Genomic DNA, 18,348 nt, shown 5'->3' on the forward strand with positions numbered 1-18,348 from the left:
TCCGCCAGTGATTCCCGGTGTGGTCCGTCTTTCGATCGTACGCCGCCGTCGGCGTCACCACCCGGCGGCGTGACCAGCGGAACCGGTCAGCGGCTCCACTGCCCGGCCAGCCGCGCGCCGAGCGCGCGCAGCCCTTCGGCCGGGCGCGTCATCGCCGCGTCCACTCCCCCGTGCTCCTCGCCGCCGAAGTGCTCCACCAGGCTGTACGCGTCGGTCACGCCCGCCGCGGCCGCCTCCCGCCGTCCGGTGCTCACCCGTCCCGCCAGCACCACGCATGGCACGCCCCGGTCCCGGGCGGCTCCGGCCACGCCCGCGACCACCTTGCCGCGCAGCGACTGGTGGTCGAACGAGCCCTCGCCGGTGATCACCAGGTCGGCGGCGTCGAGCGCGGCATCCAGCCGCACCGCGCGGGTGACCAGCCCGATGCCGGATTCGCACCGGCCGCCCAGCGCCAGCACTGCCGCGCCGAGGCCGCCGGCCGCGCCGCCGCCGGGCAGCGTGCCCAGCCCGGGCGGGCAGCCCGGCAGCCGCTCGGTCAGCACCTCCGCCCAACGCTGCAACGCGGCGTCCAGCAGCAGCACGTCGGCCCGGTCGGCGCCCTTCTGCGGGCCGAAGACGCTGCTCGCGCCGTGCAGCCCGAGCAGCGGGTTGTCCACGTCGGTGGCGGCGACGAGCGTCGCGCCGCGCAGCCGGGGCTCGCCGTCGAGCGCGGCCACCGCGGTCAGCGCCGCGCCGCCGTACGGCAGGGCCCGCCCGGCGTCGTCGAGCGGCGTGACACCCAGCGGTACGAGCATCCCGGCGCCGCCGTCGTTGGTGGCCGAGCCGCCCAGCCCCACCACCACTGTGCGCGCGCCCGCCTCGACCGCGGCGGTGACCAGCAGCCCCAGCCCGTACGAGGTGGTGGCCTTCGGGTCGCGTTCGGCGTCGGCGAGCAGGTGCAGGCCGCATGCCTGGGCGCTCTCCAGGTACGCCGTGCCGTCGTCGGTGAGCAGGATCTCACCGGTGGCCGGACGGCCCAGCGGGTCGACGGTGGGCACCGGCAGCCGGCGTCCGCCGAGCGCCTCGGCGAGCACCTCGACGAACCCCGGTCCGCCGTCGGCCAGTGGCCGGACCAGCAGTTCGTCGCCGGGGGCGACGTCCCGCCAGCCCTCGGCCACCGCGGCGGCCACCTCGGGGGCCGACAGCGTGCCGGCGAACTTGTCCGGGCAGAGCAGCACGCGCATGCGCAGCAGTGTGGCAGGCCACATCCGAGGCGGCTGCGGCGCGGGCGCGCTGTGGGACCATGGGGGCGTGACTTCGACCTGGGTTGAGCCGTCCAACACCGCCACGGCGCTGCTGCTCCTCGGCCGCGGCAGCGACCCCGCCACCGAACGTGGCGTGGAGTGTCCGGGTGATCTCCCCGCGCCGAGCGACCCCGATCTGGTGGCGCGCGCCGCCGCCGCGAAGGCCGCGCTCGGCACGAAGGTGTTCGTGCTGGGGCACCACTACCAGCGCGACGAGGTGATCCAGTTCGCCGACGTGACGGGCGACTCGTTCAAGCTGGCCCGGGAGGCGGCGGCCCGGCCGGACGCGGAGTACATCGTCTTCTGCGGCGTGCACTTCATGGCCGAGAGCGCGGACATCCTCACCTCGGCCGCGCAGAAGGTGATCCTGCCCGACCTCGCGGCCGGCTGCTCGATGGCCGACATGGCGGTGCTGTCGCAGGTCGAGGCCGCGTGGGACACGCTCACCGACCTGGGCGTCGCGGCCGACACCGTTCCGGTGACGTACATGAACTCCTCGGCCGACATCAAGGGCTTCGTCGGCCGCAACGGCGGCGTGGTCTGCACCTCGTCCAACGCCAAGCGCGCGCTGGACTGGGCGTTCGAGCAGGGCAGCAAGGTGCTGTTCCTGCCCGACCAGCACCTGGGCCGCAACACCGCGGTGCTGGAGATGGGCTTCTCGCTCGACGACTGCGTGCTCTACGACCCGCACAAGCCCAACGGCGGGCTGACCGCCGAGCAGCTGCGGGACGCGAAGATGATCCTGTGGCGCGGTCACTGCTCGGTGCACGGCCGCTTCACGCTCGACAGCGTCAACGACGTACGCGAGCGGGTGCCGGGCGTGAACGTGCTGGTGCACCCGGAGTGCCGGCACGAGGTGGTGAACGCCGCCGACCTGGTGGGCTCGACCGAGTTCATCATCAGGACGATCGAGGCGGCGCCGGCCGGCTCGGCGTGGGCGGTCGGCACGGAGCTGAACCTGGTCCGCCGGCTCGCGCTGGCCCACCCGGACAAGCAGATCATGTTCCTCGACCGGGCGGTCTGCTACTGCTCGACGATGAACCGGATCGACCTGCCGCACCTGGTGTGGGCACTGGAGGAGCTGGTCGCCGGCCGCGTGGTCAACCAGATCACAGTCGATCCGGAGACCGCCCGACACGCCCGGTCGGCGCTGGACCAGATGCTCGCGCTTCCGGGAGCCTGATCACCCTCGGTCACCCCACTGGCACACAAACGCACCGGACACCCCGGTTCGTGCCCTCGCTGGCGATGTGACCGATTCCATTTTCGTCACGGAGGGCTATGCTGCCGGGGCGATGACACACGCGGCCCGTTTTCCCATGGCCGCGTTCCGGGTAGCGATGAACGTCGTGCACCCATCACTAGACACAGCAGTACCCAACGCGCTGGAGGTTGCGTTGACCGACGACGTCCTGGTCGTACACGGAGGCACTCCGCTTGAAGGGCGGATCCGCGTGCGCGGCGCGAAGAACCTGGTGTCCAAGGCGATGGTGGCCGCCCTGCTCGGCGACACACCCAGCCGGCTGTTCGACGTGCCCCGTATCCGTGACGTCGAGGTGGTCCGCGGTCTGCTCGGCCTGCACGGCGTCAAGGTCAGCGACGGCGACGAGGAGGGCGAGCTGGTCTTCGACCCCTCGAACGTCGAGAGCGCCAGCACCGACCAGATCAACGTGCACGCCGGTTCCAGCCGGATTCCGATCCTGTTCTGCGGCCCGCTGCTGCACCGGCTCGGCCACGCGTTCATCCCCGACCTGGGCGGCTGCCACATCGGCCCGCGGCCGATCGACTTCCACCTCCAGGCGCTGCGCGAGTTCGGCGCGACGGTCGACAAGACGCCGGAGGGCCTGCACCTGTCCGCGCCCAACGGGCTGCACGGCACGAAGTTCGCGCTGCCGTACCCGAGCGTGGGCGCCACCGAGCAGGTGCTGCTCACCGCGGTGATGGCCGAGGGCGTCACCGAGCTGCGCAACGCGGCGGTCGAGCCGGAGATCATCGACCTCATCTGCGTGCTGCAGAAGATGGGCGCGATCATCAAGGTGCACACCGACCGGGTGATCGAGATCCAGGGCGTCAAGAAGCTGCACGGCTACACCCACCGGCCGATCCCGGACCGGATCGAGGCGGCCAGCTGGGCGGCGGCGGCGCTGGCGACCCGCGGGCACGTCGAGGTGCTTGGTGCCCAGCAGGCCGACATGATGACCTTCCTGAACATCTTCCGCTCGGTCGGCGGCGAGTACGAGGTCACCGACCTGCGCCCGCCGCGTGGCGGCAGCCCCGGCCAGGAGGGCGGCATCCGCTTCTGGCACCCGGGCGGCGAGCTGAACGCGGTGGCGCTGGAGACCGACGTACACCCGGGTTTCATGACCGACTGGCAGCAGCCGCTGGTGGTCGCGCTCACCCAGGCCCGCGGCCTGTCGATCGTCCACGAGACGGTCTACGAGCAGCGGCTCGGCTACACCGAGGCGCTGAACACGATGGGCGCCAACATCCAGGTCTACCGGGACTGCCTGGGCGGCACCCCGTGCCGCTTCGGCCGGCGCAACTTCAAGCACTCCGCGGTGATCGCCGGGCCGAGCAAGCTGCACGCGGCCGACCTGGTCATCCCGGACCTGCGGGCCGGGTTCAGCCACCTCATCGCGGCGCTCGCCGCCGAGGGCACCTCCCGGGTGTACGGCGTGGACCTGATCAACCGCGGCTACGAGGACTTCGAGGCCAAGCTGGCCGACCTCGGCGCGCACGTCGAACGTCCCTGACCGTCCCGTTCACTCGACCGTCCGCGCCCGGTGCACCCGTGATGTGCACCGGGCGCGGCCGGTTGGCTACCCTTGCCGCGTGCCGTCGCTGTTTCGCCGCAAGTCCGCCGACCTCGTCGAGGAGTCCGTCACCACTGTGACGACCGACGAGGAGTCCTCCGCCGCCCGTCCCCGGGGCTACACGCCCAGCAAGAAGGAACTCGGGCAGGTCACGCCGAAGCGTCCGGTCGCCGGCCGTCGGCCGACCGCGCCGGCCAAGCCGCTGACCAAGGAGGAGGCCCGCGCGCAGCGCCGCGCCGCCCGCGCCGAGGCCGCCGCCGAGTTCCGTCGCGAGGGCGGCCCGCGTGACCGGGGCCCCGAGCGGCTGCTGGCCCGCAACGTGGTCGACTCCCGGCGTACGGTCGGCACCTGGTTCTTCGGCGGCGCGCTGATCGTGCTGGTCGGCTCCAACCAGGCCATGCCGCCGATCGTGCGGCTGCTGTCGAACCTGCTGTGGGGCGCGCTGGCGCTCGGCGTGCTGATCGACTCGGTGCTGATCTCCCGGAAGATCAAGCGGCTGATCCGCGAGCGCTTCCCGAAGAGCACCGAGAAGCTCGGCTCGATCTACTTCTACGCGATCATGCGGTCGATCACGTTCCGCCGGATGCGCGCCCCCGCGCCCCGGGTGAACATCGGCGACAAGGTCTGACCGGACGTACCCGGAACCGGCCCCTTCCCGCTCCGGCGGTGAGGGGCCGTTCTCGTGCGGGAATCGGCCGACGTCCTGCGGGGAGCGGCCGCGCTCAGGCCACGCCGAGCAGGCGCAGGAGCGCGGTGGTGGCCGCCGCCCCTACCACTACCAGCACGAACGGCGCCCGGCGCCAGGCGAGCACCAGGCCGACCAGCACACCGGCGGGCCGGGCGTACCCGGCGAAGCCACCGGCCTCGGTCAGCGCCGCGGTGGCGGCGAGCGCGGCCAGCAGCGTGGCGGCGCCGACCGGCAGCAGGTGCCGGGCCCATTCGGGCAGGTCCAGCCGGTCCCGCAGCAGCACTCCGGCGACGCGGAAGCCGTAGGTGCCGGCGGCCAGGGCGAGGATCACGGCGATCAGCACGAGCCCTCCCCCGCCCGCACACTCTGACCGTTCCCCGCCTCGTCGGCGGTCCAGGGCGGCGCGGTGGGTGAGCGGCGGCGGGCCAGCATCGGCAGGGCCAGCGCGGCGAGCGCGAGCAGCACCGGCAGCCCGGCCGGCAGCAGCGGTGTCGCCAGCACGGCCAGTCCGGCGCCGAGGAGCGCCACCCGGCGCGTCTCCCGGTCACGCAGGCTGGGCAGCAGCAGGGCGGCCAGCCCGGCCGGGAAGGCGGCGTCGAGTCCCAGGGCGGCCGGGTCGCCGGCCGCGCCCCCGGCGAGCACGCCGAGCGCGGTGCCGGTGTTCCAGGCCAGGAAGAGCAGCACCCCGGCGAGCCAGAACGCCCGGCGCCGCCCCGGTCCGGCCGGGCGGGCCAGCGCGAACGCGGTCGCCTCGTCGGTCATCAGGTGGCTGCCGAGCAGCCGCTGCCAGCGCCGGGAGCCGAGCGCGCCGCCGAGGGCCAGGCCGAACGGCAGGTGCCGGGCGTTGAGGAGCAGTCCGGCGAGGACCGCCGCGAGCGGGCTGCCGGCCACGACGAGGCCCACTGCCATGAACTGGGCGCCACCGGCGTAGACGATCGCCGACATGGCCAGTGCGGCCCACGCGGGCAGGCCGGCGGCCACCGCCACGGCGCCGAACGACGCGCCCACGGCGAGCATCGCCGCGCCGATGGCCGCGACGTCGCGGAGCACCCGGGCGTCGCCCGTTCGGTATGCCGTACGCATGTCCATTATCCTGAACGCGAGAACGCTTGTTCGTCAAACCGAACAAACCGACCGTTGGAGCGAACACATGGCGATCGACCCCGCTCCCCCACTCGCCACCATCGCGGCAGCGCTGCGCCGCGAGCGCGAACGAGCCGGCCTGTCGCTGACCGAGCTGGCCCGCCGCGCCGGCATCGCCAAGTCCACGCTGTCCCAACTGGAGTCGGGCGCCGGAAACCCCAGCGTGGAGACGCTCTGGGCGCTCGGCGTGGCGCTGGACGTGCCGTTCAGCCGCCTGGTCGAACCGCCGGTCGCCGCCGTCCGGGTGGTACGGGCCGGTGAGGGCCCCCGGATCCGCTCCGAGCACGCCGACTTCTCCGCCACCCTGCTCGCCGCCGGGTCACCGCACGTCCGGCGGGACGTCTACGTGATGGAGCTGGAACCCGGGGCGGTACGCCTCGCCGAGGCGCACACCCCGCGCAGCGTCGAACACGTCGTCGTGGCCGCCGGCCGCATGCGCGTCGGCCCCGAGACCGACCCGGTCGAGCTGGGACCCGGTGACTACGCCACGTTCCCCGGTGACACCCCGCACCGGTACGAGGCGCTGGCCCCCGGCACGTTCGCCGTACTCGTCATGGAGCACCCGTGACCGCGGCCGGTGCCCGGTAGAGCCGGGCCACGACCTCCTCGATGTCGGGCTCCACGATCGAGATGTCCCGCAGCGTGGCCACGCCGGCCAGCCCGGACACCACCTCGGCTACCGTCGCCTGTTCCAGCGCGAAGACCAGCCGCCGCCCGTCCGCCTCCACCCGCTGCACCGGCGCGCCGGGCAGCACCGGCGGCTCGGGCAGCGCCGCGTCCAGCTCGGCGACCACCATCCGGCGCGAGCCGTACCGGCGGTGCAGCTCGGCGATCGACCCGTCGTGCACCACCCGCCCGTGGTCGATCACCACGAGCCGCCGGCACAGCCGCTCGATGTCGGCCAGGTCGTGGGTGGTGAGCACGAGCGTGGTGTCGCCGGCCCGGCCCAGCTCGGCCAGGAAACCGCGCACCGCCTGCTTGCTCACCACGTCCAGACCGATGGTCGGCTCGTCCAGGAACAGCACCTCCGGGCCGTGCAGCAGCGCCGCGGTCAGCTCGCCACGCATCCGCTGACCCAGCGAGAGCTGCCGGACCGGGGTGTCCAGGAACCCGTCCAGGTCGAGCAGTCCCCGGCAGCGGGCCAGCCGGGCCGCGTGCGCGCCGGCCGGCACCCGGTAGACGTGCCGCAGCAGGTCGAACGAGTCCCGCAGCGGCAGGTCCCACCACAGCTGCGAGCGCTGCCCGAACACCACACCGATGCGCAACGCCAGGCGCGTCCGGTCGGCCACCGGCCGCAGCCCGCACACCCGGGCCCGGCCCGCCGACGGGGTCAGCACGCCGGTGAGCATCTTCAGGGTGGTCGACTTCCCGGCGCCGTTCGGGCCGATGTAGCCGAGCATCTCGCCGCGCTCCACCCGCAGGTCGACCCCGTCGACAGCGGTCACCGTCCGCTTCTCGCGGCGCAACCGCCCGGCCCGGACCCGGACCGTGAACTCCTTGCGCAGCCCGTCCATCTCGATGACGCTCATGACCCCGTACTCCGGTAGTGGCGGACCCCGACGCGCCAGGCCAGGGCGGCCGACGACGCCGCGACCACCGCGACGCCCGGCGCGGCCCAGCCCGCCCAGGGCGGCAGGCCGAGCGGGTCGGCGCGGCCCAGCAACGCCAGCGCCGGGTGGTAGCTGACAAAGGCGAACCCCATCCCGTACGCGAACAGCGCGCGGAACCAGCCGCCGTACACGGTGACCGGGTACGAGGTGAAGTCGCGCCCGCCGTAGGTGACCGAGTTGGCCAGTTCGCCGGAGTCGACCCAGTAGAACGACACGGTGGCGGTCAGCACGAAGACCGAGGCGAAGAAGACCACGGCGGCCAGCGGCGCGACGACTGCCAGCGCCACCCGGCCCGGTGTCCAGTCGATCCCCGCCGAGCCGAGCGCGAACAGCAGCACGGCCAGCCCGAACACGGCCCGGGACAGCTTGCGCAACGGCAGGTCCATCAGCAGCAACTGCGGCAGCGCGCCGAGCGGACCGACCAGCACGGCGTCGAGCAGGCCGGTGCGCACGTACCGGGGAAGCCGTTCGATGTTGCCGACCAGCAGGTCGGCGGTGGCGAAGCCGCACGACGACAGGCCGACCACGACGAGCGTCTCGCGCAGCGTGAAGCCCCCCAGCTCCCGCGTCACGCCGAAGATCACCAGGACGGTGACCACGTCGAACACCGTCGCGCCCACGTTGCCGACCAGGTCCACCACGAACGAGGTGCGGTACGCCGCCTGCGAGCGCGCCTGCGCGCCGAGCAGCGCTCGGTACGCCCGCAGCGCGCCGCCGCCCTCAGCCACCCTGCACCACCAGCCGGCGCTCGGCGCGGCGCTGGACCAGCCGGCACAGCGCCAGCAGCACCACCACCCAGCCGGCCTGCATCCCGACCAGGGCGAGACCGGTGGACATCGGCTCCCGCTCCACGAGCACGTCCAGCGGCACCTGGAGGATGCTCGGGAACGGGGTGGCGTACCGCAGCACCGCCTCCAGCGGACCCGGCAGGAACCCGAGCGGGAAGTAGAGCCCGGCCAGCACGCCCGAGCCGAGCGTCCACAGGATCATCGGGCCCCGGACGTCCTGCAACCAGTACGCGGTGGCGTTGACCAGATAGCGGCAGCCGAAGCAGACCACCACCGCGAGCAGCGCGGAGAGCAGGAACAGCGGCACCGTGGCCCAGTGCCGGGGCACGTACATGGCGAAGAAGAACGGCCCGATCACCAGCGGCGGCACCAGCCGGGCCAGCGCCGCGAACCCGGCCCGGCCCAGGTCGGTGGCGAGGTAACTGGTCACCGGATGCACCGGCCGCAGCAGGTCGGCGGCCACCTCGCCGGTGCGGATCCGGTCGGCCAGATCGGTCCAGCCCCAGATGGCGATCACCGCCAGCAGCCCCTGACCGGCCCAGACGAACGTCGCGAGCTGCGCCCGGTCGTACCCGGCCACGGTGCCTGCCGCGCCGGTCGCGGCGAGGAAGATGTAGCAGCGCAGAAAGCCGAACACGGTGTTGGTGCACAACCCCGCCACGGCGGCCTGACGGTAGGTCGCGTGCCGCCGGAACCCGGCCGCCGCGATCGCGCCGAATGTCCGAAACCATGGGGTAACGTGTGCGCCGGTGGGTGGTGCCACAGTGGCGGTGACCGAGCCCACGCCGTTACCCTCCTTCCGCAGCCACGACGTGCTGGACCGGGCGACTGTACCGGCACGTCCGGCGCCCCAGCGCGAGAATTTCCAATGAGGTGACACCGCCGTGAGCGAGCGACGCGAGCCGGCCCCGGGGCCGTCCCGCGCGAGCGGCGGGAGGGGTTGCCGATGAGTGGCTGGGGCAGCTGGCGCGAGCCGGCCGAACCGGCCTGGGCCGCCGAGCCCACCCACGAATGGCAGCCGCAGTTCCCCGGGCAGCGCTACCCCGGTGACATCGGCATCGAGAACCTGACGCCGCGCCGCCGCGCCGTGGTCGGCCGCGCCGAGGTACGCCCGGTCAGCCCCGCGCCCGACGCCGACCCGTACCCGGTCAGCCCGGCCGGCGGGCACCCGGTCAGTCCGGCCGGGTTCCATCCGGTCAGTCCGGCGCCCGACGCCGATCCGTATCCGGTCAGCCCCGCGGGCGCGCACCCGATCAGTCCCGCCGGGTTCCATCCGGTCAGCCCCGCCGGGTTCCATCCGGTCAGCCCCGCGTCCGGCGACGCGTACCCGGTCAGTCCCGCCGGTCCCCGGCCGGGCCGTGCGGCGCACGGCGGGAGCGGGCACCCGGTCCGCCCGGCGGGCCCCCGCGACGCGCACCCGGTCAGCCCGGCGGGTCCGCACGGCCCGCACCCCGCCGGTCCGGCGGGTCCACGCGACGCGCATCCGATCGGCCCGGCCGGGCCCCGCCGGGCCGATCCGGTGAGTCCCGCGGGTCCGCGCGACGCGTACCCCGTCAGCCCGGCCGGCCCACGCGACGCGTACCCGACCAGTCCCGCCGGCCCAGGCAGCACGTACCCGACCGGTCCAGGCGGCGCGTACCCCGTCAGCCCGGCCGGCCCACGCGGCTCGCACCCGGCCGGTCCACACGGCACGTACCCGAACGGTCCCGCCGGTCCGCGCGGGGCCGAGCCGGCGGGGGCCGGCGGTGCACGCGGCCCGGCCGGTCCGGCCGCCTCCCGCGGGGCGTACCCGGTCGGGCCCGCGGGTCACGGCGGCCAGCGCCCCGCCGGCAGCCCTCCGGACGATCGTCGCGGGCACCCCACGGACGGGCGGCGGCCCTGGCCGGAGGATCGGCACCCCGGCCCGCCCACGCCGCCCGAGCAGCGGCTCGACCAACGCTGGGTACGTCCCGACGACGCACCGCGCCGGCCGTCCCAGCCCGGCTGGATGCCGGAGCCGAACGAGTTCCCGCACCATGCCGAGCGCCGGGCCGACCGCCCGCACCAGGCCGACGGACGCCGCGCCCCGGTCGAGGGCCCGCCTGCCGCGTCGGAACAGCGGTGGGGCCCGGCGTCCGACGCGCGGCGGGACCACTACCCCGCCGGGCGCCGCGAGTCCACGCCCGACGGACGCCGTGACCGCTCCCCGGACGAGCGCCGGGAGCCGCCGTTCGACGGGCGGCGTGACCACGGCGGCGGGCGTCCGGCCGATCGGCGCGACGACGCCGTGTCGCCGCTGGAGCGGGGCGCGGCCGGGTGGGGCCAGCCGGGCCGGGACGGTTGGCGCGGCACCGACGGTGACGGCTGGCGTGACCCGAGCAGGCGTCCCCCGGCGGAGCGGCGTGAGCCGGTGGACGGCCGCGCCCCGGCAGATCACCGCTCGCCGACGGACGGCCGTGCGCCGACGGACGGTCGCCCCTTCGCGGATGGCCGTGCGCCGGGCCGGGAGGCCGCCGCGTACCCGGAGACCCAGCGCCGCGCGCCCGAAACCGAGCCCGACCGGTACGGCGCACCGCGTCCCGCCGCCGACCAGCGGTGGCAGGGTCAGCGCCCGCCGGCTGACCGGTCCCGCCCGCACCAGGGCGAGTGGCCGATCATCGAGCCGAGGTCCCGTCCCGAGCCGGACACGCGCCGGCCGGACGAACGGCAGCGCCCGCAGGAGGAACGGCCGGCGCCGCAGCGGTACCCGATGCCGCCGTCCGACGCCGCCCGCCCCGACGCACGCCACCCGGAGCAGGGCAGTTCCGTCCGCCCAGGCTCGCGGGACACCCGGCCGACCGGTCCGGGCATTCAGTCCGACCTCGCCGGTCACCGCGACGAGACGCGCTCCCAGCCCTCCGCCACCCGGCCGCCCACCGCCATGCCCCGTCCCGAGCCCGGCCGGTCGCAGCCCGACGCTGCCGCCCGCCCCGAGGCCCCTGCCCCGCAGTGGCCGATGCGGCCGGACGCCCCCCGGCCCGGATCGCCCGACCGGAGTCCCGCGCAGCCGGACGACCGCCGGTCGTCGCAGGATGCACGCAGGCCGGCCCTGCCGGACGAGCGCAGGTCGACACCGCCGGCGCAGTGGCCGGTACGGCCGGCCGGTCACCCGCCGCCCCGAGTCGCCGACGGCCGGGAGACGAAACCTGTCGAACCGGCCGCACACACCCGCCCCGACGACCGTCCCCGGGTCGCCCCGGGACGCCCTGATCCGGTTCCGCCGTCGGCCGCGCCCGGCCGTTCCGGGGAAGGCCCGGCCACACCTCGGACCGGCGACACCCCGCGTCCGGTATCTCCTGAACGGCAGGCCGGCGTGCCCGCCGCGGGCACTCCCGCTTCCGGCGCGGTCACCCCCGCCGCGTCGCCTTCCGACGCGCCCATTCCCCGTACGCCCGCTTCGGACGCACCCGCATCCGGAGCGCCCGCGTCCGGCGCGTCCACTACCAGCGCACCCGCGTCCGGCGCACCCACATCCAGCGCGTCCACGTCGGGAGCGTCCACTTTCGGCGCGTCCGCTGCCGGAGCACAGGGCCCGGGTGGCGCGGGAGCAACGGGCCGGAGCGAGGGGGCGGCTCGGCCCACGCCGCCGCAGGACCGGACCGGCGAGCGTTCCGGCTCGCCTTCTGCCGACCGGGTGAATCCGGCCCAGGCTGCGACGGCTCGCCCGGCACCACCCGCTTACCCGGGCTCCGTGCCCGCACAGCAGACCGTCGACAGGCCGGCCGTACCCACGCCGGCCAGACCGGCCGAGCAGCGACCCGAGGCCAGGCCCGCCGACTCGGTGGAGCACTCCGCCCCGATCGCGCCCCGCCCCGCCGCCGAGCCCGTCGCCACCGGCGAGCCCGACGCCGGACCGGACGCCGGAGCCACGCCGGGTGCGGATGCCGGTCGTCGCGAGTCCGAGCTGAGCGCTCCGTCCACGTCGGCCACTGAGACCAACCGACCCGACGCCGCCGTCAGCCCCCAGCCCACGCCCGGTACGGGGCGGACGGCAACCGGCCCGGCCATCGACCGCACCGACGAGCCGTCGGAGCGATCCGAGCACCCCCATGCGGGAACGACGACTCCGTCTTCCCCGGCCACGGATTCCGGCCCCGAGGCATGGTTCCGCCCCAGCCAGCCCACCACCACCCCCGCCGCCGCCGAGGCCCCGAAACCGCCGGAGATCTTGGAAGATTCCGGCCCCCCTGGGGGCCATTTCGTACCAAGATCTTCAGCGGACCGGGCTGAGCCGGCGACGCCGCGCCCAGGGGCGGCCGCGGGAGACGCCGCCGCAATGCCGGGCCGTGCCTCCGCGGTGGGTGCGGGCGGGGTGGGCACCACACCGACGCTGCCCGGGACGGGCGTCACCACAAAATCCGACGCCGCAACCAGCAACGACACCCCGGCCGCCACCAGCACCAGCACCAGCACCAGCACCAGCACCAGCACCAGCACCAGCACCAGCGAATCCACAAGCACCGCCGACGTGCCAGCCGGTGACACACCGGCGGAGCGAGGAACGACCACCGACCCGGCGACCGGGCGCTTGGACACGTCGGCCGGGCCCGCCTCCGGCGGCGAGAACGCGGGCAATCGCATGTCCGCCGACACCGGAAGCAACGGGCCGGTCACCGACGCCGAACCGCCGGTCACTGTGGCGGCGGCACCCGGCGCGACCGCGCCAACATCGGATTCCGCGCCGACCGGCGCCACTCCCTTCGTCGACGCCGCAGCCGTGCAGGGCGCAGCGGCATCAGACGCCATCGGTGGGGAACCGACGGCAACCGACGACCCGCAAGGGTCCGCTCACATCGAGGGCAGGGCCGCCGCGCCCGAGCCGGTCGGCACCCTGCTCAACAGCGACCGCACCGACCTCCCAGCCGCGGAAACGGAGCCCGTCGGCACCCGCGCCGCCGCCGAGCGCAGCGGCATCACAACCTCGCAGCCGGAACCCGCCGACACCGAGGCCGGCAGTGATCACACCGCGCCGCCGGAGCCCGCCGACACCGACGACGCCACCGACCACACAGCGCCGCAACAGGAGCCCGCCGAAACGCCTTCCGCCGGGCCTGGCGACGACTACGGCAACGAGACCACGCCGACCGACGCGACCGGTGACCCGGACCCCGCACCCGCCGAACCCGCGACCGACGGCGAGCCCGCAGCCCACACCGACGCCGCAGCCGTCGATCCGGAGCACGACCACGAGCCCACACCACCCGAGCCGGCCGACACGGCGACCGGTCAGACCGACAACGCGACGACTCCCCGTACACAAGAACCGGACGCCGAAGCGGACGCCGAGCCGGCGACACCGCCGCCCCCGGCGGACCCGGAGCAGGCCCTCGCCGCGGTCGGCTGGCGGCTGGATCCGCGTACGCTGCGCGAGGAAGCGCCCGATCCGGCGCAGCTGCGGCTGATCCGGGACGGCCTGACCGGCAAGCTCGACACCACACTGGACAATCGTGGCCGGGCCCGGCTGCTGAGCCTGCGGGCGGTGGCGTCGCGGATCCTCGGCGACCTGGACGACGCGCTCGGGGACGCGCGGCTGGCCGTCACGTACGCGGAATCGACAGGTGAGCTGCGGCGTACCGCGCTGGCCCGCGCCCGTCTGGCCGAGGCGCTGCGGTGGCGGGGTGACCACGCGGAGGCCGACCGGCTCTTCGCCGAGGCGAACTCGCCGGAGCTGCCGGACCCTCTGCGCGCGCTGCTGCACGAGCACGCCGGGCGGAGCTGCTACGACCAGGGCCGGCTGACCGAGGCGTGCCTGCACTTCGAGCGGGCGCTGGACCTGCGTCACGGCGAGGACGCGCCGATGAACGCGCGCGTCGAGGTGGCGCTGGACGCGGTCGCGGAGCGGGCCGCCGCCGACGGTTTCGGTCCCGCCCCGCGCCGGACCGAGGAGGTGCTCGGCGCCCCGCGTCTCCCGGTGGCGACGTTCGACGAGGAGCAGCAGCTCTGGGGGTACGCGAACGCCGACGGCGAGATGGTGATCACGCACCGGTACGCCGAGGCGCAGCCGTTCCACGAGGGGCTGGCCTGGGTACGCCGTCCGGAGGCGTCGCGCTGGGCGCTGATCGACACGTCCGGCGTGGCGCTGATCGAGGCGAACAACGGCTACCGGGCGGTGGGTGCCTTCTCCGAAGGGCTGTCCTGGGTGTCGATGGACGGCAAGGGCCGCTGGATGGCCGTCGACCGGATGAACATCGTGCGGATCCCGCCCGGGTACGAGGAGGTCAGGCCGTTCCGCAGCGGCCTGGCTGCGGTACGGCAGAACGGCGGCTGGGGCGCGGTGGACCTCACCGGCGAGGTGGTGGTGCCGACCCGGTACCACGGTCTCGGTACGCCGCTGGCCGACGGACGGAAGGTGGACGGGTTCACCGCCGACGGCCTGGCAGTGGTCGAGCTGGCCGGTCGCCGGGGCGTGGTGGACCGGGGCGGCCGGGTGGTGGTCACGCCGGCGTACCCGACCGTGGTGGTGCATCCGGTGGCGTTCCTGGTCGCCACGGAGTCGGGCCGGTGGGGCGCGCTGGACCGGCGCGGCGAGCCGCTCATCGACCCGGTGCACCCCGGCCACGCGGCGGTGGTCGCGGAGATCGACGGGCTGCTCGCCGACGCCAGCCCGGTGCTCTGACCCGCACCTCACGCCGACGGCGGGGGGCCCAGCAGTTCGATGCCGTTGCGGGCGGCGGCGTGCCCGAGCGCGGCCGGGTCGATCGGGGCGGGGTCGGGCAGCCGGCGTTCGGGCGCCGGTACGCCCGCCTCGGCGGCGAACCGCTCGAACCCGGCCGGGGTGGTGATCTGCAGCGCGCGCAACGGCTCGTCCGGGCCGACCACGAAGGTGTGCGCGAGCCCGACCGGCAGCAGGACGAAGTCACCGGGCCCGGCGGTGAGCGTGTCGCCGTCGCAGAGGAACCGGGCGGTGCCGGAGAGCAGGTAGAACATCTCGTCCTCGACCTGGTGGCGGTGCAGCGGCGGGGCGAAGCCGGGCGGGTTCACGAACTCGGCGACGGTGAGCCGGTCCCGGGTGTGCCGGCCGCCGGCCTTCAGGGTGCACAGGTTGCCGAGGAACCAGTACGCCTCGCCGTCGTGGGGCCCGAGCAGGTAGGGGCGGATGGACATGGCGGCCTCCCGATTTCGATGAACGAAGCAATATTCGATAGTCAGCAGTCTGCTGAATACGTTGTTAGTATCGCGAGGTCATGGCTGGAGTCAAGGACGGCAAGGCGACCCGCCCCTACCGCTCGACGGTGCGCGAGGAGAACGCGCGGCGTACCCGTCAGGCGGTCGTGCGCGCGGCGACCCACCTGTTCGTCACCCACGGCTACGCGGCGACGTCGCTGGCCGACGTGGCGGCTGCGGCCGGCGTCGCCCGGCCCACCGTGTTCGCCGCGTTCGGCTCCAAGGCCGCGCTGCTGCACCAAGTGCTCGACGAGGCGCTCGCCGGTGACGACGAGCCGGTGCCGGTGGCGCGTCGCCCGTGGTTCCAGCCGGTCTGGGAGGCGACCGACCAGGGTGCGGTGCTCGACGCGTACGCCGGGGTCTGCTCGTTGATCGGGCACCGCGCAGCCGGCGCGTTCGAGGCGGTGCGTCGCGCGGCGGACGAGGCGCCCGAGGTGGCCGAGCTGTGGGAGACGCTGCTGCGCAACCGTCGCGCGGGCGCCACCATGGTGGTCGACCACCTGCTCACCCTGGACGGTCCGCTACGGGCGGGCGCGGGCACCGGACGCGCGGTCGACACGCTGTGGTTCTACAACGACCCGGCGCACTACGCGGCGTTGGTGCAGCGGTGCGGGTGGACGGAGGAGAGCTTCCGGGAGTGGCTCGGCGCCCGGATGCGGGACGCGCTGCTGCCGGGGTGAGCCGCACGGCGGGGACGACCGGCCAGGGCTAGGGTCGGGGCCATGGAATTCCGTCACCTGGGCCGCTCCGGCCTGATGGTCAGCGAGATCTCGTACGGCAACTGGATCACCCACGGCTCGCAGGTCGAGGAGGACGCCGCGCTCGCGTGCGTCCGCGCCGCCCTCGACAGCGGCATCACCACGTTCGACACCGCCGACGTGTACGCCGGCACCCGGGCCGAGTCGGTGCTCGGGCGGGCGCTCAAGGGTGAGCGCCGCGAAGGGCTGGAGATCTTCACCAAGGTCTACTGGCCGACCGGGCCGGGCCGCAACGACCGGGGCCTGTCCCGCAAGCACATCATGGAGTCGATCGACGGCTCGCTGCGTCGCCTGCAGACCGACCACGTCGACCTCTACCAGGCCCACCGCTACGACTACAGCACTCCGCTGGAGGAGACGATGGAGGCCTTCGCCGACGTCGTGCGCTCCGGCAAGGCGCACTACATCGGCGTCTCCGAGTGGAAGGCGTCGCAGCTGCGCGAGGCGCACGCGCTCGCCCGCGAGCTGCGCATCCCGCTGATCTCCAACCAGCCGCAGTACTCGATGCTGTGGCGGGTCATCGAGACCGAGGTGATCCCGGCCAGCGAGGAGCTGGGCATCGGTCAGATCGTCTGGTCGCCGATGGCGCAGGGCGTGCTGTCCGGCAAGTACCTGCCGGGCCAGCCGCCGCCCGCCGGCTCCCGCGCCACCGACGAGAAGTCCGGCGCGAACTTCATCGCGCGGTTCCTGAACGACGACGTGCTCACCCGGGTGCAGCGGCTCAAGCCGCTGGCCGAGCAGGCCGGGCTGACCATGCCGCAGCTCGCCGTCGCGTGGGTGCTGCAGAACCCGAACGTCGCCTCGGCGATCGTCGGCGCGTCCCGGCCAGAGCAGGTGCACGACAACGTGAAGGCGGCGGGCGTGAAGCTCGACGCCGACCTGCTCAAGGCGATCGACGAGATCGTCGAGCCGGTCACCGAGCGGGACCCGGCGAAGACCGAGAGCCCGGCGCAGCGTCCGTGAGGCCCCTCCCCGGGCCGGCACGACCGCCGGCCCGGGGACGCGGTGTCTCTCAGCCCTGCCAGAAGCGGATCAGGGCGAACCCGATCTGGTACAGCTCCCGCGGCAGCCCGAGCGCGTCGCCGACGGCGAAGACCGCGCCGAAGAACGCCCTGTTGATCTGCGGGCTCCACAGCAGCGCGAACAGCAGGATGAAGCCGTACGGGGCGAACAGGTCGTACATCCGCCGGTAGGCGGGGCTCAGCCAGGGCTGGAGCATGTTTCCGCCGTCCAGGCCCGGCACCGGCAGCAGGTTGAGCACGCTGGCGGTGAGCTGGAGGAACGCGAGCAGCCCGACCCCGGCCCAGAACTCCAGCGGCCCGCCCAGCTCGGGGCCCCACGCCACTGCCGCCACCAGCACCAGCGTGAACAGCACGTTGGTGGCCGGCCCGGCCAGGCTGACGAGCGTGTGCCGCAGCCGGCCCGGGATGGCGTGCCGGTCCACCCAGACCGCGCCGCCGGGCAGGCCGATGCCGCCGAGCAGCACCACGACCACCGGCAGCACGATCGACAGCAGCGGGCTGGTGTACTTCAGCGGGTTGAGCGTCAGGTAGCCCCGGTGGGCGATGTCCCGGTCACCGGCCCGGTACGCGACCACGGCGTGGGCGTACTCGTGCAGGCAGAGTGAGACCAGCCAGCCGGAGACCACGAAGAGGAACACGTCGAACCGGACGTTGCCGTACCGGTTCCAGGCCATCACCCCGCTGGCGACGAAGAGCGCGACCAGGGCCAGGAAGATGGGGCTCGGCCGGAACGCCGCCCGGGGCACGCCGAGGACCAGCGGCTCGCCCGGGCGGTCGTAGCCGGTCATTCGGCCGGGGGTTGCAGGCTCATCCGGTAGTCCACCCGGTCGTCCTCGACCAGCACGACTGTGGTGACGCCGGATGCCGCGAGCTCCCGCCAGGTCTGGCCGATCCACGACTCGGCGTCCGCCTGGCTCGTGAACGACTCACCCGGTCCGTCGACCGCGTCGCCGTTCGTGCCCTCGTACCGCCAGCTCCACGCCATGCCGCGTCTCCCCTCGCCGCCGTCGTCCCGCAGGACGCCAAACCTCCGCAAGCCTAGTCGCCCGCCCACGACGCTT

General features: G+C 74.5%; 17 protein-coding genes. 7 read left to right on the top strand and 10 right to left on the bottom strand.

Annotated elements, in window-relative coordinates:
• Positions 1 to 86: 86 nt before the first annotated feature.
• Positions 87 to 1,247: a glycerate kinase gene (locus tag MicB006_RS17770; protein WP_192900092.1), complete on the bottom strand. Its 1,161-nt coding sequence runs from the start codon at positions 1,245 to 1,247 to the stop codon at positions 87 to 89.
• Positions 1,248 to 1,290: 43 nt separating this feature from the next.
• Between MicB006_RS17770 and nadA the strand changes: the two genes are divergently transcribed.
• From nadA to MicB006_RS17785, 3 genes are all read left to right on the top strand, one after another.
• Positions 1,291 to 2,466, top strand: coding sequence for a quinolinate synthase NadA (gene nadA / locus MicB006_RS17775; protein ID WP_116507603.1), 1,176 nt, complete (start codon positions 1,291 to 1,293; stop codon positions 2,464 to 2,466).
• Positions 2,467 to 2,680: 214 nt separating this feature from the next.
• Positions 2,681 to 4,036 (top strand): UDP-N-acetylglucosamine 1-carboxyvinyltransferase, encoded by a 1,356-nt coding sequence (gene murA / locus MicB006_RS17780; protein WP_030500128.1) that lies wholly within the window; start codon positions 2,681 to 2,683, stop codon positions 4,034 to 4,036.
• 79 nt (positions 4,037 to 4,115) lie between these two features.
• Complete coding sequence (locus MicB006_RS17785; RefSeq protein ID WP_073831484.1) at positions 4,116 to 4,724, top strand: DUF3043 domain-containing protein; 609 nt, start codon at positions 4,116 to 4,118, stop codon at positions 4,722 to 4,724.
• A gap of 94 nt (positions 4,725 to 4,818) precedes the next feature.
• Here MicB006_RS17785 and MicB006_RS17790 read toward each other — a convergent pair whose 3' ends face one another.
• Positions 4,819 to 5,127 carry an AzlD domain-containing protein gene (locus MicB006_RS17790; RefSeq protein ID WP_116507604.1) on the bottom strand — a complete coding sequence of 103 codons (309 nt, stop codon included), beginning with the start codon at positions 5,125 to 5,127 and terminating at the stop codon, positions 4,819 to 4,821.
• On the bottom strand, positions 5,121 to 5,867 hold the full coding sequence (locus tag MicB006_RS17795) for an AzlC family ABC transporter permease (protein ID WP_116511543.1): 747 nt from the start codon (positions 5,865 to 5,867) through the stop codon (positions 5,121 to 5,123). Before MicB006_RS17795 ends, MicB006_RS17790 begins: the two co-directional genes overlap by 7 nt.
• Before the next feature lie 67 nt (positions 5,868 to 5,934).
• Here MicB006_RS17795 and MicB006_RS17800 point away from each other — a divergent pair, with 67 nt between their 5' ends.
• The gene (locus MicB006_RS17800) at positions 5,935 to 6,495 is read left to right on the top strand and encodes a helix-turn-helix domain-containing protein (protein WP_116507606.1); all 561 of its coding nucleotides are present in this window, start codon (positions 5,935 to 5,937) and stop codon (positions 6,493 to 6,495) included.
• On the opposite strand, the gene MicB006_RS17805 is transcribed toward MicB006_RS17800, so the two are convergent.
• The 4 genes from MicB006_RS17805 to MicB006_RS31670 form a co-directional block, all read right to left on the bottom strand.
• The gene (locus MicB006_RS17805) at positions 6,479 to 7,456 is read right to left on the bottom strand and encodes an ATP-binding cassette domain-containing protein (RefSeq protein WP_116507608.1); all 978 of its coding nucleotides are present in this window, start codon (positions 7,454 to 7,456) and stop codon (positions 6,479 to 6,481) included. The two genes, MicB006_RS17800 and MicB006_RS17805, sit on opposite strands and share 17 nt — an antisense overlap.
• Positions 7,453 to 8,265, bottom strand: a complete 813-nt coding sequence (locus tag MicB006_RS17810; protein ID WP_116507610.1) for an ABC transporter permease — start codon at positions 8,263 to 8,265, stop codon at positions 7,453 to 7,455. Before MicB006_RS17810 ends, MicB006_RS17805 begins: the two co-directional genes overlap by 4 nt.
• Entirely contained in the window at positions 8,258 to 9,109 is an 852-nt protein-coding gene (locus MicB006_RS17815; RefSeq protein ID WP_116511545.1) for an ABC-2 family transporter protein, read from the bottom strand. The genes MicB006_RS17810 and MicB006_RS17815 overlap by 8 nt, the downstream gene beginning before the upstream one ends.
• A gap of 2,912 nt (positions 9,110 to 12,021) precedes the next feature.
• The gene (locus MicB006_RS31670; protein WP_152037851.1) at positions 12,022 to 12,957 is read right to left on the bottom strand and encodes a hypothetical protein; all 936 of its coding nucleotides are present in this window, start codon (positions 12,955 to 12,957) and stop codon (positions 12,022 to 12,024) included.
• Between MicB006_RS31670 and MicB006_RS17825 the strand changes: the two genes are divergently transcribed.
• A complete protein-coding gene (locus tag MicB006_RS17825) occupies positions 12,923 to 14,959 on the top strand; it encodes a WG repeat-containing protein (RefSeq protein WP_225980404.1) in 2,037 nt (678 codons plus the stop codon). The two genes, MicB006_RS31670 and MicB006_RS17825, sit on opposite strands and share 35 nt — an antisense overlap.
• 8 nt (positions 14,960 to 14,967) lie before the next feature.
• On the opposite strand, the gene MicB006_RS17830 is transcribed toward MicB006_RS17825, so the two are convergent.
• Entirely contained in the window at positions 14,968 to 15,447 is a 480-nt protein-coding gene (locus MicB006_RS17830) for a cupin domain-containing protein (protein ID WP_073831478.1), read from the bottom strand.
• Between the two features lie 80 nt (positions 15,448 to 15,527).
• Between MicB006_RS17830 and MicB006_RS17835 the strand changes: the two genes are divergently transcribed.
• Positions 15,528 to 16,187: a TetR/AcrR family transcriptional regulator gene (locus MicB006_RS17835; protein WP_116507614.1), complete on the top strand. Its 660-nt coding sequence runs from the start codon at positions 15,528 to 15,530 to the stop codon at positions 16,185 to 16,187.
• Positions 16,188 to 16,229: 42 nt separating this feature from the next.
• A complete protein-coding gene (locus MicB006_RS17840; protein ID WP_116507616.1) occupies positions 16,230 to 17,228 on the top strand; it encodes an aldo/keto reductase family protein in 999 nt (332 codons plus the stop codon).
• A gap of 49 nt (positions 17,229 to 17,277) precedes the next feature.
• Here the strand turns inward: MicB006_RS17840 and MicB006_RS17845 are convergent, their stop codons facing one another.
• The gene (locus MicB006_RS17845; RefSeq protein WP_073831475.1) at positions 17,278 to 18,075 is read right to left on the bottom strand and encodes a site-2 protease family protein; all 798 of its coding nucleotides are present in this window, start codon (positions 18,073 to 18,075) and stop codon (positions 17,278 to 17,280) included.
• On the bottom strand, positions 18,072 to 18,272 hold the full coding sequence (locus MicB006_RS17850) for a hypothetical protein (protein ID WP_073831474.1): 201 nt from the start codon (positions 18,270 to 18,272) through the stop codon (positions 18,072 to 18,074). The genes MicB006_RS17845 and MicB006_RS17850 overlap by 4 nt, the downstream gene beginning before the upstream one ends.
• Positions 18,273 to 18,348 lie beyond the last annotated feature (76 nt).

Source organism: Micromonospora sp. B006 (assembly GCF_003408515.1).
GTDB classification, from domain to species: Bacteria; Actinomycetota; Actinomycetes; order Mycobacteriales; family Micromonosporaceae; genus Micromonospora; species Micromonospora echinospora_A.